Source organism: Streptomyces sparsogenes (genome assembly GCF_001704635.1).
GTDB lineage: Bacteria > Actinomycetota > Actinomycetes > Streptomycetales > Streptomycetaceae > Streptomyces > Streptomyces sparsogenes.
The window spans coordinates 15,542-28,021 of sequence record NZ_MAXF01000087.1 but is presented as its reverse complement, the minus strand read 5'-3'; the positions used below and the strand labels follow the sequence as shown (position 1 = coordinate 28,021).

Sequence of the window (12,480 nt, the reverse complement as noted above, 5' to 3'; positions counted from 1 at the left end):
CCACGAGGATCGAGGCATGTCCTCGAGGACGACACGAAACGTCGCGGATCGCACAGAGGACACGCACGACACACCCGATCACACAGCAAGGGACACCCATGACACTCGACGGCAAGGCGGCACTGGTCACCGGCGGCAGCCGGGGCATCGGTGAGGCGGTGGCGCTCGGACTCGCCGAGGAGGGCGCCGATGTCGCCCTGACCTACCACAGCAACAAGGAGCGGGCGGCGTCCGTCGTCGATCGGATCAAGGCCCTGGGCCGCCGGGCGTGGGCCGTCCAGGCCGACAGCGCGGACCCGGAGGCGGTGCGCGAGGCCGTCGCCGGGGCCGCCGCCGAGTTCGGGCGGCTCGACATCCTGGTCAACAACGCGGGCACGGGCGTCCTCGGCCCGGTCGGCGACCTGACGCTGGAGGACGTGGACCGCGTCCTCGCCGTCAACGTCCGCGCGCCCTTCCTCGCCGCCCAGGCCGCCGCCCACCATCTGGGCGAGGGCGGGCGCATCATCAACATCGGCAGCTGCATGGCCGAGCGCGTCGCCTTCCCCGGCGGCTCGCTGTACTCGATGAGCAAGTCCGCCCTGACCGGTCTGACCAAGGCGCTGGCCCGCGAACTCGGCCCGCGCGGCATCACCGTCAACCTCGTCCACCCCGGCCCCGTCGACACCGACATGAACCCCGCCGACGGGGAGAGCGCCCCCATGCAGAGCGGGCTCACCGCGCTCGGCCGCTACGGGCAGCCGGCGGAGATCGCGGCGACGGTGTCCCACCTCGCCGGGGACCGGGGCCGGTACATCACCGGGGCGTCGATCGCGGTGGACGGCGGCTTCGCCGTCTGAGCCCGACCGGTCGCCTCGGCGCCCTCAGCCGGCCGAGCCCCCCGGCCGGCTGAGCCGGCCGACGAGCAACCGCAAGGGCGAGCCCCGGCGCTGGGGGGGGAAGAGCGCCGGGGCTCGGTCTGTGACGCGGCCATGAAATCAACTGCCGCTCAGAATCAGCTGTGTGTGAGAACAAGGGACAGGTGAGTAGGGGGACGTCAGGTCAGGCGGCCTCGTCGAAGCCGGTCTGGCGCGCCATCTTCTTCAGCTCAAGCAGCGCGTGCTTCTCGATCTGGCGGATCCGCTCGCGCGTGAGGCCGTGCTGCTTGCCGACCTCGGTGAGCGTGCGCTCCCGCCCGTCCTCGATGCCGTACCGGGCCTTGATGATGGAGGCGGTGCGGTCGTCGAGCCGGCCGATCAGGCCCTCCAGCTCCTCGCTGCGCAGCAGCGTCATCACCGACTGCTCGGGCGAGACGGCCGAGGTGTCCTCCAGCAGATCGCCGAACTGGGTCTCGCCCTCGTCGTCCACCGACATGTTCAGGCTGACCGGGTCGCGGGCCCAGTCGAGCACATCCGAGACCCGCTCGGTCGTCGAGCCGAGCTCCTCGGCGATCTCCGAGTGCTCCGGCTCACGGCCGTGCTCACGGTTGAACTCGCGCTGCACCCGACGGATCCGGCCCAGCTCCTCGACCAGGTGGACGGGCAGCCGGATGGTCCGGGACTGGTCGGCGATCGAGCGCGTGATGGCCTGGCGGATCCACCACGTGGCGTACGTCGAGAACTTGAAGCCCTTCGTGTAGTCGAACTTCTCCACCGCGCGGACCAGGCCTGCGTTTCCCTCCTGGATCAGGTCGAGGAGGGGCAGCCCGCTGCGCGGGTACCGGCGCGCGACGGCCACGACCAGGCGCAGGTTGGAGCGGATGAAGACGTCCTTGGCGCGGGCGCCCTCAGCGGCTATCGCCTCCAGCTCCGCACGGCTCGCGCCGGCCGCCGGGGCGTCCTCGATCTCACCGTCCAGGATCTGCTGGGCATAGACACCCGCTTCGATTGCCTGAGACAGCTCGACCTCCTTGGCCGCGTCGAGCAGCGGGGTGCGAGCGATCTCGTCGAGATACATGCCGACCAGGTCGCGATCGGCGATCTCCCCGCCTGTGGCGCGAACACTGTTGGCCCCATCAGCGCCACTGCCGGTGGCCTGATTGCGGGCGACGGCACGGGTTGCCATGCGTGCTCCCTTACAGATGGATCGGGCGCGGACTATGGACGGTCTTCCTGCCGGGTGCCCCGTCCGATGGAAACAACGACTGGAATCCGGACAGAATTCCCATGCCTCGCACACGTTTTCGCGATCATGCAGTACCCTGTCCCGGCACGCGGTGTCGATTTGCCCTCATAACACCCAGAAGCGCAGGTCAGGACGGGTGTCGAGGGCGGCCCACCGGCCCTTGCCGACGACCCATTCGGTCCCCGCTCCGAACCCCGCTTGGGGCCCCGCGGTCCGAGCCACGGCCATCACCCCCGATCCGGACCGTCCCCCGTCGGACGGTGGCGCCCGCGGTTGCTCTCACCCCCGAAGACGTCCCTGGCCGGATTCTGGTTGCGCGGGCGCGCGCCGGGCCCGGTCCGGGCAGGCGCCGGGGGGCTGACCGAGTTGCCGGGGCCGTCGCCCAGGTGTGCGCTGGACAGGGAGAGGTCAGGGCGCCCAGGAAGGAGACTCCGCCATGAACGCCCCCACCGCCCCCACCGCCGCTCCGGCGCGTCACCGCCACCACCCGCACCTACGCCTCCCCCACCCCCACGTCCGGGCCCGGCCGCACCCCTCCGCGTCCTGGGTGGTCCCGGCCACCCTGGGCGTCCTCCACGGCGGGTGGGCGATGTTCATCACCCACAACGAGGGGACCCCCGTGGGCTGGGCCGGGCTGCTCGGCGCGGTGGTCGCCCTGGTGACCGGGACGCTCTGCTACCTCATCGGCAAGTTCGGACCCGCGCTGATGCCGGAGCTGCGGGCGGCCGCGTACGGGGCGCTCTTCGGCTGCGCCTTCGGCTTCCTGTACAGCCTGAGCGAGCACGCCGTGTTCCGCTCCTCGATCATGGGCCTGGCCGGAGGACTGGGCATGTACGCCGCGTCCTTCTACGTCTTCCACACGCACACCGACGACTGAGGACGGCGCGTTCCCACGGCCGGGAGCCGCTCGCGAGCGGCTCCCGGGTCCACGGGCCCGGGCCGCGCGGCGTAGGTCCCCGGGCCCCGCGCCGGTACATCGCCGGACCGTTCCGGCAGGCGGCGACCGTCCCTAGCGTGGCTCGCATGGACGACACGAGCGGCACTCTCGACGAAGCACTGGAACGGCTGCACGCCGCGGGCCCCGAGCGCGGCGGCTGGCTGAGCAATCACGCGCCGATGGCCGTCGAGGCCCTGGTCCGGCACGGGCGGGGCCCCTCGGTGCACCGCTGGCTCGACCTCTACGCCGACAAGCTCGAGGACATGCCGAGCCCCTACGCCACCGTCACCGACCGGAACTGGCCCGAGGCCCTCGGAGACCCGCGCCGGATCGCCGACTGGACCGCGTACTTCACCCGCGAGCTCGCCGACCACCCCTGGCGCGAGGTCCTCGCCCAGTGGTGGCCGCGGCTGCTGCCGGGGATCGCCGGCGGGGCCACGCATCCGGTGATCCGCGTCGGCCACGCGGTACGCACCCTCCTCGACGGCACCCGCCCCGCGACCGGCGCCGGGGACGCCCCGGCCGGGCCGCCCGGCGCCGCCGAACCCGCGCCCGGGCCCCGCACCCACGAGCTGGCACATGCCCTCGGCTACTGGGCCGCCCGCCACGCCCCGCTGCCCCCGCTCGACCGGCTGCCGGGGCCCGCCCCGCACACCGCCGCCGACGCGTTGGCCGCCGTGCCGCGCGTCGCGGACCAGAGCGGCGGCATCCGCGACCGCCTGGCCCAGCTCGCCGCCTTCCCCGTCTGGCCCGCCCCCGCGCCCGGGGCGCTCGGCGCGGACGAGGCGCGCGCGCTGCTGGCCGAGCTGGTACGGGCGGCCGCCCACCGCTACGCCACCCACGGCCACGGCGAGCCGGTCATGCTGGTCCACGCCGTGACCGCGCCCAACGCCGTGCTGCGCACCCTGCCCGCACTGCCCCGCGAGCTGTGGGCGCCGAGCCTGGACGCGGCGTGGGCGGCGAGCGCGGCGGTGCTGGCCGCGTACGCCCCGCCCGCGCCCCTCCCGCCCGACCGGCTGCCTTCCGTGCCGGCCGGGGCGACGCCGGCCGAGCGGGCCGAGGAGGTCTTCGCCCGCGCGGCCGCGCACGGCGACGAGCACGCGATCAAGCTGACCGACACCGTGCTCGACGTCGCGGCGATGCGGGAAGCGGGCGACGACCTCGCCCTGGCCGCGGCCCTTCAGGGGTGCGCGCTCATCGAGCCGATTGCCTGACCGGGGCCCGGCGCACCCCCGCGCGCCCCGCGCACCCGTCAGCCGAACTGCACGGACCGCTTGGCCAGCCCCATCCAGAAGCCGTCGATGACGCTCCGCTGGCTGCCGAGGTCGGACTCGGCCGCGCCCAGGGTGACGAACAGCGGCGCGAAGTGCTCGGTGCGGGGGTGGGCCAGGCGGCCCGCCGGGGACTTGTGCTCGAAGTCCAGCAGCGCGTCGACGTCCCGCGCGTCCAGCGCCCGCCGCCCCCAGTCGTCGAACTCGGTCGACCAGCCGGGCGGGGTCGGCCCCGCGTTCCGCAGCGCGGCCAGGTTGTGGGTGAAGAAGCCGCTGCCGACGATCAGCACGCCCTCGTCCCGCAGCGGGGCGAGCTTGCGGCCGATGGCCATCAGCTCGCTGGGATCGAGGGTCGGCATGGACACCTGGAGGACGGGGATGTCGGCGTCCGGGTACATCTCGACGAGCGGGACGTACGCGCCGTGGTCCAGGCCGCGGTCCGGTATGTCCTGGACGGGCGTGCCCGCCGTGCGCAGCGTCTTGCGGACCCGTTCGGCGAGCCCGGGCGCGCCGGGGGCGTCGTACCGCACCCGGTAGTAGTGCTCGGGGAAGCCCCAGAAGTCGTACACCAGCGGCGCGGTCCGGGTGGCCCCGAGGGCCAGCGGCGCCTCCTCCCAGTGGGCGGAGACCATCAGGATCGCGGTCGGCCGGGGCAGCCCGGCCGACCAGGCGGCGAGCTGACCGGGCCAGACGGGGTCGTCGGCGAGCGGCGGGGCGCCGTGGCTGAGGTAGAGGGCGGGCATGCGCCCACCGGACGCGGGCGAGGTGGCGGCGGACATGGCGGCTCCCGGAACAGAGCTTGAAGTCTCAATAATATGGACGTGACCACTCTAGCGGCTTACTAGTTTAAAGTTCAAGAAATGGCTCCTACAATGGACTTGTGGAAGCGATGAAGACACCCGCAGACGTCGAAGAACCCCGTTGGCTGACCGATGACGAGCAGCACGCCTGGCAGGCCTACATCCAGGCGAGCATGCTGCTCGAAGACCACCTCGACCGTCAGCTGCAGCGCGACGCGGGCATGCCGCACGTGTACTACGGCCTGCTGGTGAAGCTCTCCTGGGCGCCCCGCCACCGGCTGCGGATGACCGAGCTGGCCGAGGCCGCGAAGATCACCCGCTCCCGCCTCTCGCACGCCATCACCCGTCTGGAGAAGAACGGCTGGGTGCGCCGCGAGGACTGCCCCTCCGACAAGCGCGGCCAGAACGCCGTTCTGACGGACGAGGGGTTCGAGGTGCTGAAGAAGGCCGCGCCCGGCCATGTCGAGGCGGTGCGCTCGGCGATATTCGACCGCCTGACCCCGGAGCAGGTCGGCCAGTTCGGGGACATCTGCCGCATCATCGCGGACGGTCTGCAGCCGGAGGGCGCCGACCTACCCTGGCTCCGCTGAACCGCACAACGGCGAGGCCACCGGCGAACACCGGCGACCGCGGCGCCGAAGGTCCACGGCGGACACAGCAGGGCCACTCGCGCACAACGACGGAAGGCCCCGCTCCTCGCGGATCTCGAAATCCATGCCACCCCTTGAGCTGGGGTGTTGCAACAACCACGAGAACCCAAGCCCGGAGCGGGGCCTTCCGTCCGTTACCGCCGGCGAACCCCCGCGGCGGCCCGTCTCAGTGCGCCATGACCGGGATCGCGTCCTCGGCCGCGCCCTCGCCGGAGCCCGTGGCCGCCGGGCCGCCGTCCTGCCGTCCGGCGTTGACGAAGGCCATGGCGAGGGCCGCGGCGACCACCAGGATGCCGACCGCCCACCAGATGGCGGCGGTGTAGCCGTGCACCTGCGACTGCACCAGCAGCAGCTCGGGCGACTTCGCCGTGGCCGCGTGGGTCTTGCCGTACTCCTGCCCGGCGCTGGTGGCGATGGTGTTCAGCAGCGCGGTGCCGATCGCGCCGCCGACCTGCTGCGAGGTGTTGACCATCGCGGAGGCGACACCCGCGTCACGCGGCTGCACGCCGTACGTGGCCAGGCTCATCGCCGGCATGAACGCCGTACCCATGCCGAGGCCCAGCAGCAGGAACGCCGGCAGGATCAGGAGCGGGTACGAGGTGTCCAGGTCGATCTGGGTCAGCAGCAGCATGCCGACCGCGGCGACCAGGAAGCCCGGGCCCATCAGCATCCGGGCCGGGATCCGGGTCATCAGCCGGGTGCCGATCTGCGTCGAGCCGGTGATCATGCCGACGATCATCGGCAGGAAGGCCAGGCCGGTCTTGACCGGGCTGTAGCCCTTCACCATCTGCATGTAGTAGGTGAGGAACAGGAACAGACCGAACATGCCGATGACGGCCAGACCCAGCGCCAGGTAGACCCCGCCGCGGTTGCGGTTGGTGACCACGCGCAGCGGCAGCAGCGGCGCCTTGACCCGGGACTCGACGGCCGCGAAGGCGGCCAGCAGCACGACGGCCGCGACGAACAGGCCGACGGTCAGACCCGCGGTCCACCCGTCGCTCTCGGCGCGGGTGAAGCCGTAGACCAGCGAGACCAGGCCCAGCGTGGCCAGCAGGACGCCGGGGATGTCGAGCTTGGACGGGTTGCGGCTCTCGGCGGGCTCGCGGATCACGGCGATCGCGCCGACCGCGGCGACGATGGCGAAGGGGATGTTGACGAAGAACGTCCAGCGCCAGTTCATGTACTCGGTCAGCACACCGCCGAGGATCAGACCGACGGCGCCACCACCACCGGCGATGGCACCGAAGATGCCGAACGCCTTGGCGCGCTCCTTGGCGTCGGTGAACGTCACGGCCAGCAGCGAGAGCGCCGACGGGGCGAGCAGCGCGCCGAAGATGCCCTGCAGCGCGCGGGCGCCCATCAGCATGGGCGAGTTCAGCGCGGCGCCGCCGAGCGCCGAGGCGGCCGCGAAGCCGACCAGGCCGACCACGAAGGTCTGCTTGCGGCCCCACAGGTCGGCGAGGCGTCCGCCGAAGAGCAGCAGCCCACCGAAGGCCAGCGCGTAGGCCGTGATGACCCACTGCTTGTTGCCGTCGGAGATGTCCAGCGCCTTCTGGGCGGAGGGCAGCGCGATGTTCACGATGGTCGCGTCGAGCACGACCATCAGCTGGGCGAGGGCGATGAATATCAGCGCTTTCCAGCGCCGGGGATCGACGTTCTGTGCCGTTTCAGGCATGGAGGGGCCTACCTACTGGTGCGGAGAGTGAAAAACGGAACGGTGGGCTACGGGACGGTGAAATGAGCTAACGGGACGGTGAAATACGGGACGTTTGAAACCTGCGTCACAACAAACGACGGAGCGGCGCACCGGAATGTGACGCGCACGGTATGTGACGTGGGCGACCACGCCACGAGCCGTTGCTGACGACGAGAAGACTGGCGAGCGAGCGAGAAGTAATCGATCCAGGTGACCGGACGCCGTGAGATGTGCGTCACGGACGACGCTTCAGATCCTCCAAAGTGGCCGCGGAGCCGGGCAGGGCGGAGCGCGCCGGGGCAGCCAGTCCGTCGAGGAACAACTGCAGGTGCCGGTGCACGAAGAGGTGGAAGTTCACGCAGGCGCCGCCGGGCAGCGGCCTGGTGAGCTGGGTCAGGGCGACCATCAGATCGCCGACGTCTATGTCGGCGCGCAGCTGGCCCGAGTCGCGCCCCGCTGCCATCAGGGCGCCTATGGCGTCCTCCAGGCGGGTGCGCGCGGCGATGTGGTCAGAGTGCTCCTTGTCGATCCAACCGTCGGAAAGCAGTGGGCACAGCGCGCCGACCCGCTCGTCGGCCGCCGCGTGGACGAAGCGCCGCAGCGCCGAGAAGGCGTCGGGCTCTTCCGCCAGGGCGGCCTCGGCCTGGTCGGCGATGCGCTCCATCACCGAGACGGTGACGTGGTGCACCAACTCCCGGCGGTCCGCGAAGTGCCGGTAAAGGGTGGCATTGCCGACCCCCGCGCGTCGAGCGATTTCATCGAGCGAGACCTCCGCGCCGTGCTCGACGAGCACCTCGCGGGCGGCCGCGACGATCCGCTCCCTGTTGCGCAGGGCATCGGCGCGCAGCCTGGGGCGCGCGGGCTGCTGGGCAGCGGACTGCTGCTGGGCGGTGGTCGTTCCCACGGCGGCGCTCCTTTCGGCACTGCGGCTACTGCGGCGTTGCGGCGTTTCCGCCGGCGATGATTCGGTCTTCAACGTTTCCGGGGAGTCGGTCCCCGTTTCGTACGTACGGTTAAACGGGGAGGCGGTCCCCGGAAATTTCACGAGCAGCCGTGACCTGTCTCACACCTGTTCGGCCGCCGCACAGCCCGGACGGAGCAGCTCCTTCCCCCGTCCGGCCGCACCCCACGGGCGCCCGGACGGGCGCCGCCAGACGGTGGACTCGCCATGAAGCACTCCAGCGAGACCACTCGCCACCGCCCGCGACACGGGACGCGACACCGCGCGCGCCCCCGAATACGCAGGCCCCGCCGAGGCAGCGCGTTCGCCGCGGCCGCCGTGCTCACGGTGGCCATGGCGGCCGCCCCGGCGGCGGCCCCCGGCCCGCCCCCCGCGCCCGACCATCCGGCGCGCGCCCCCGCCCTGGCGGCCAACCCCGCGTACGGCGCCCTGGCGCCCTGCGCCCTGACCCCGGGCCAGGACCTCCAGATGTCCGAGGGGCTGCCGACGGGACACGGCTACGTCCGGAGCACCGGGAAGGTCAGGGCCCTCACCCTCATGATCGACTTCCCGGACGCCAAGGGCCGGGGCACCGCCCGCAAGCGCTACGCGGAGTTCTTCCCGCAGACCTCGCGGTGGTTCAAGCGCGGCTCGTACGGGCGGCTGAACTACAGACCCGTGGCCCCGATCAAACGCTGGCTGCGGATGCCCCACCCCTTCCGCAGCTACGGCCTCAAGCGCGGCAGTTCCTTCGAGCCCGGCTACCGCAGGCTGGTCGCGGACATCGTCAAGGCCGCCGATCCACGTGTCGACTTCAGCCGCTACGACCTGGTAAACATCCTGGTCACCCCGAACGCCGGCCCGCCCGCCGCGCGCGCCGTGCTGTCCGTCACCTACGCCGACAACCAGCACGCCCCGATCGCCGACGGCGTGCCCCTGGCCAACGTCTCCTTCGTCTACAGCCGCCAGGACGACGGCTCCGGCACCCTCCGGGAGACCGGCTACCGCGTGCTCCCGCACGAGAACGGGCATGTCTTCGGGCTCCCCGACCTCTACACCCCGCGCGGCGGGGACAGCGCGGGCCACTGGGACGTGATGTCCGAGGACTGGGGCGCCGGGAACGACCTGCTGGCCTGGCACAAGTGGAAGCTCGGCTGGCTCGGCGCCCGGCAGGTCGAGTGCGTCGCGCGCCCCGGCATCACCCGGCGGGCCCTGAGCCCGCTCGGCCGCCGGGGCGGCATGAAGCTGATCTTCATACCGGTCTCGCCGTACGCCGGCTACGCCGTGGAGGCGCGGACCAACGAGGGCAACGACGACGCCGTGTGCCAGCCGGGCGTCCTGGTCTCCTGGGTGGACACCCGGGTCGACTCCGGCCGGGGACCGATCACCGTCGTGGACAGCACCCCGGGCGGCAACGGCTGCACCGACGAGCGCAATGTGCACCCCGGGCTGAGCGACGCGACCTTCACCCCCGGCAAGACCTTCACCGGCGGCGCGCTGGGCACCGGAGTCCGGGTCCGGGTCACCGAGCGCGACTCGCGCGGCGACTACCGCGTCGAGATCACCCGGTACGCCAGTGGCGGCGGCCGAGGCTGATCAGCAGCAGCTGCCTGCGGGCGGTGGCCGCCACCTCCCGGACCGCCTCCGGGTCCGCGGACCCGTCGCCGGGCCGGGCCTCCAGGAACGCGGTCGCCGTCATCACCATGTGGTCCACATACAGCTGGGCGAGCATCCGCACGTCCCCGGCGGACCAGCCGTCCGCCGTCAGCGGGGGCGCGAAAGCCTCGGCCACCTCGTCGGCGAAGCGGCCCAGCTCGGCGGCTATCGCCTCGCGTACGGCCCGTACGCCGCCGTGGCGCTCGCGCGCGATGAAGCGGATGTGCGCCGGATAGCGGCTCACATGCTCGGCGACCGCCTCGACGGTGGCCTCGATCCGCTCCTCGTCCCCGTCCCGCTCGGCCAGGATCACCCGGACCATCGCGTGCAGACTGCCCAGGGACTCCTCCACGAGCGCCACGCCGAGGTCGCTCATGTCGCGGAAGTGCCGGTAGAAGGCGGCTGGAGCCACGCCCACCAGGCGCGTCACCTCGCGCAGCCCCAGGCTGCTCAGGCTCTGGTCCTCCAGCAGCCGCAGCGCCGCGTCCAGCAGCGCGCGCCGGGTCTTGAGCTTCTGGGCCTGCCGGACCCCGAGGGTGTGACTCACGTCATTCAGTAAACAACCGTTCGCCGACTTTTACCAGGGGCGTGCGGGGGTACTCTTGAAGTCAGTGAACAACTGTCATTCCAAGTGTTCACCCAACGGTGCCCACGCGCACCCGACGGCGTTCACCCCGGTTCGACCGGCTGTTCACGAAGCTGCACCCGCAAGCCATCCGCAACCCAGGTCCAGCTATCCGAGAGAGGCACACATGCTCTTCATCGTCGCGGCTCTCGCCCTGGCGGGGATCCTTCTGGGCGCGGCGGCTCACACCCCGCTCCCGGTCTTCCTCGCCGCCTCGGCCGCCATCGGCACCTGGCTGCTGATCTTCTTCATCCGCGAACGCACCGGGCACAAGGAGAGCTGACCCATGGCACTGACCGCCCCCACCCGCACCACGCCGGCCGCACGGCGCCGGGACGCCGACGGGATGGCCGTGGCCTCGTTCGTCCTCGGTCTGATCGGACTGCTGCTGTTCAACGCCGTGTTCGGACCGTGCGCGATCGTCCTGGGCACCCTGGCGATCGCCCGGCAGACCGAGCGCCGCGGCCGGGCCCTGCTCGGCCTCACCCTCGGATTCATCGACGTGATCCTGCTGGTCGTCCTGGTGACGCTGGACAACACGGTCTTCTGGCAGTTCGGCTGACCCTTCCTCAGCACCGCGTCCCCCAGCGGCCCCTCCACCCGACCCGGTGGAGGGGCCGCTGCCGTACGCGGAGCGGAAGGGATGGCGGCCCGCCCCCTGGACATCGAAGTTGGTTAGGCTAACCTAACTACGTCCTCGGGCGATGCCCGTGGCCGCCCCCGTACGCATCGAGAGAAGGCGTCCCATGCCCCACCCCAGAGCCCTCCCCCTCTCCCGCCGCGGGCTGCTCGCCGCCGGTGGCCTCGCCGGACTCGGCGCCCTGGTCACCGCCTGCGGGAGCAAAGACGGCTCTGACTCCTCCGGCGGCACGGGCGGAAGCGGCGGCGGCTCCTGGTCCTTCACCGACGACCGCAAGAAGAAGATCAGCCTCGGCGGCCGCCCCCAGCGCGTCGTCGCGTACATCGGCTCGGCGGCCGCGCTGTACGACTTCGGCGTCGACGACCAGATCGTCGGCGTCTTCGGCCCCACCAAGCTGAAGAACGGCAAGCCGGACGTGCAGGCCGGCGACCTCGACGTCGACAAGGTCACCTCGCTCGGCAACACCTGGGGCCAGTTCAACGTCGAGAAGTACGCCTCGCTCGACCCCCAGTTGCTGATAACGAACATGTACGACCCCGGCGCCCTCTTCTACATCCCCGACGAGGCCAAGGAGAAGATCCTCGCCCTGGCCCCCAGCGCCGCCCTCACCACCGGCCGGGTCTCCATGCTGGAGCCCATCAAGCGCTACGCCGAACTCGCCGCCGCCCTCGGCGCCGACCTCAAGGCCAAGAAGGTCACCGACGCCAAGGCCCGCTTCGAGGCCGCCGTCGAGACGCTGCGCAAGACCGTCAAGTCGAAGAAGATCAAGGTCATGGCCTGCTCCGCCAGCGCCGACCTCTTCTACGTCTCCAACCCGGCCGTCAACGCCGACCTGATCTACTTCCGCGACCTCGGCGTCGACTTCGTCGTCCCGCAGAAGACCGACAAGGGCGGCTACTTCGAGAGCCTGAGCTGGGAGAACGCCGACAAGTACGACGCCGACCTGCTCTTCCTCGACAACCGCACCGCCACCCTCCAGCCCAAGGACCTGACCGCCAAGCCGACCTGGTCCAAGCTCCCCGCGGTCAAGGCCGGCCAGATCGCCCCTTGGAGCAGCGAGCCTCGCTTCTCGTACGCGGGCGCCGCGCCGCTCGTCGAGTCCCTCACCAAGGCCATCCAGGACGCGAAGAAGGTCAGCTGACCCCCGTATCGCCGGCCCCCGGCA

Annotated in this window: 13 protein-coding genes; 8 read left to right on the top strand and 5 right to left on the bottom strand. The window is 71.7% G+C overall.

The genetic code is table 11. From position 1 onward, the window contains the following. Positions 1-98: 98 nt before the first annotated feature. Positions 99-836 (top strand): SDR family NAD(P)-dependent oxidoreductase, encoded by a 738-nt coding sequence (locus BBH68_RS17440; protein WP_065963449.1) that lies wholly within the window; start codon positions 99-101, stop codon positions 834-836. Positions 837-1,038: 202 nt separating this feature from the next. On the opposite strand, the gene BBH68_RS17435 is transcribed toward BBH68_RS17440, so the two are convergent. Next, a complete protein-coding gene (locus tag BBH68_RS17435; protein WP_065963446.1) occupies positions 1,039-2,040 on the bottom strand; it encodes a sigma-70 family RNA polymerase sigma factor in 1,002 nt (333 codons plus the stop codon). A 496-nt stretch (positions 2,041-2,536) separates the two neighbouring features. Between BBH68_RS17435 and BBH68_RS17430 the strand changes: the two genes are divergently transcribed. Together BBH68_RS17430 and BBH68_RS17425 are read left to right on the top strand one after the other, a co-directional pair. Beyond that, positions 2,537-2,977, top strand: coding sequence for a hypothetical protein (locus BBH68_RS17430; RefSeq protein ID WP_065963443.1), 441 nt, complete (start codon positions 2,537-2,539; stop codon positions 2,975-2,977). Between the two features lie 146 nt (positions 2,978-3,123). Continuing rightward, on the top strand, positions 3,124-4,251 hold the full coding sequence (locus tag BBH68_RS17425; RefSeq protein WP_065963442.1) for a questin oxidase family protein: 1,128 nt from the start codon (positions 3,124-3,126) through the stop codon (positions 4,249-4,251). Between the two features lie 38 nt (positions 4,252-4,289). On the opposite strand, the gene BBH68_RS17420 is transcribed toward BBH68_RS17425, so the two are convergent. Further along, positions 4,290-5,087, bottom strand: coding sequence for a dioxygenase family protein (locus BBH68_RS17420; protein WP_065963439.1), 798 nt, complete (start codon positions 5,085-5,087; stop codon positions 4,290-4,292). Between the two features lie 101 nt (positions 5,088-5,188). On the opposite strand from BBH68_RS17420, the gene BBH68_RS17415 reads away from it, so the two are divergent. Then, positions 5,189-5,698 carry a MarR family winged helix-turn-helix transcriptional regulator gene (locus BBH68_RS17415; RefSeq protein WP_425428819.1) on the top strand — a complete coding sequence of 170 codons (510 nt, stop codon included), beginning with the start codon at positions 5,189-5,191 and terminating at the stop codon, positions 5,696-5,698. 226 nt (positions 5,699-5,924) lie between these two features. Here the strand turns inward: BBH68_RS17415 and BBH68_RS17410 are convergent, their stop codons facing one another. Both BBH68_RS17410 and BBH68_RS17405 read right to left on the bottom strand, forming a co-directional pair. Further along, positions 5,925-7,433: an MFS transporter gene (locus BBH68_RS17410; protein ID WP_065963435.1), complete on the bottom strand. Its 1,509-nt coding sequence runs from the start codon at positions 7,431-7,433 to the stop codon at positions 5,925-5,927. 256 nt (positions 7,434-7,689) lie between these two features. After that, the gene (locus tag BBH68_RS17405; protein ID WP_065963434.1) at positions 7,690-8,358 is read right to left on the bottom strand and encodes a TetR/AcrR family transcriptional regulator; all 669 of its coding nucleotides are present in this window, start codon (positions 8,356-8,358) and stop codon (positions 7,690-7,692) included. 264 nt (positions 8,359-8,622) lie between these two features. On the opposite strand from BBH68_RS17405, the gene BBH68_RS17400 reads away from it, so the two are divergent. Further along, the gene (locus tag BBH68_RS17400; RefSeq protein ID WP_065963432.1) at positions 8,623-9,990 is read left to right on the top strand and encodes a M6 family metalloprotease domain-containing protein; all 1,368 of its coding nucleotides are present in this window, start codon (positions 8,623-8,625) and stop codon (positions 9,988-9,990) included. Here the strand turns inward: BBH68_RS17400 and BBH68_RS17395 are convergent. Next, positions 9,956-10,597, bottom strand: a complete 642-nt coding sequence (locus tag BBH68_RS17395; RefSeq protein ID WP_065963430.1) for a TetR family transcriptional regulator — start codon at positions 10,595-10,597, stop codon at positions 9,956-9,958. The genes BBH68_RS17400 and BBH68_RS17395 overlap by 35 nt on opposite strands. Before the next feature lie 205 nt (positions 10,598-10,802). Here BBH68_RS17395 and BBH68_RS41975 point away from each other — a divergent pair, with 205 nt between their 5' ends. The 3 genes from BBH68_RS41975 to BBH68_RS17385 all read left to right on the top strand — a co-directional run bounded on the left by BBH68_RS41975 (position 10,803) and on the right by BBH68_RS17385 (position 12,456). Beyond that, positions 10,803-10,958 (top strand): hypothetical protein, encoded by a 156-nt coding sequence (locus BBH68_RS41975; protein ID WP_170066573.1) that lies wholly within the window; start codon positions 10,803-10,805, stop codon positions 10,956-10,958. Between the two features lie 3 nt (positions 10,959-10,961). Next, positions 10,962-11,237, top strand: a complete 276-nt coding sequence (locus BBH68_RS17390) for a DUF4190 domain-containing protein (RefSeq protein ID WP_065963428.1) — start codon at positions 10,962-10,964, stop codon at positions 11,235-11,237. A gap of 184 nt (positions 11,238-11,421) precedes the next feature. Next, positions 11,422-12,456 carry an ABC transporter substrate-binding protein gene (locus tag BBH68_RS17385; protein ID WP_065963426.1) on the top strand — a complete coding sequence of 345 codons (1,035 nt, stop codon included), beginning with the start codon at positions 11,422-11,424 and terminating at the stop codon, positions 12,454-12,456. Positions 12,457-12,480: the final 24 nt, after the last annotated feature.

Coding starts and splice junctions, on each gene's coding strand:
- BBH68_RS17435 (WP_065963446.1), bottom strand. CDS start 2,040: ATGGCAACCCGTGCCGTCGCCCGCAATCAGGCCACCGGCAGTGGCGCT.
- BBH68_RS17430 (WP_065963443.1), top strand. CDS start 2,537: ATGAACGCCCCCACCGCCCCCACCGCCGCTCCGGCGCGTCACCGCCAC.
- BBH68_RS41975 (WP_170066573.1), top strand. CDS start 10,803: ATGCTCTTCATCGTCGCGGCTCTCGCCCTGGCGGGGATCCTTCTGGGC.
- BBH68_RS17385 (WP_065963426.1), top strand. CDS start 11,422: ATGCCCCACCCCAGAGCCCTCCCCCTCTCCCGCCGCGGGCTGCTCGCC.
- BBH68_RS17400 (WP_065963432.1), top strand. CDS start 8,623: ATGAAGCACTCCAGCGAGACCACTCGCCACCGCCCGCGACACGGGACG.
- BBH68_RS17425 (WP_065963442.1), top strand. CDS start 3,124: ATGGACGACACGAGCGGCACTCTCGACGAAGCACTGGAACGGCTGCAC.
- BBH68_RS17390 (WP_065963428.1), top strand. CDS start 10,962: ATGGCACTGACCGCCCCCACCCGCACCACGCCGGCCGCACGGCGCCGG.
- BBH68_RS17410 (WP_065963435.1), bottom strand. CDS start 7,433: ATGCCTGAAACGGCACAGAACGTCGATCCCCGGCGCTGGAAAGCGCTG.
- BBH68_RS17440 (WP_065963449.1), top strand. CDS start 99: ATGACACTCGACGGCAAGGCGGCACTGGTCACCGGCGGCAGCCGGGGC.
- BBH68_RS17420 (WP_065963439.1), bottom strand. CDS start 5,087: ATGTCCGCCGCCACCTCGCCCGCGTCCGGTGGGCGCATGCCCGCCCTC.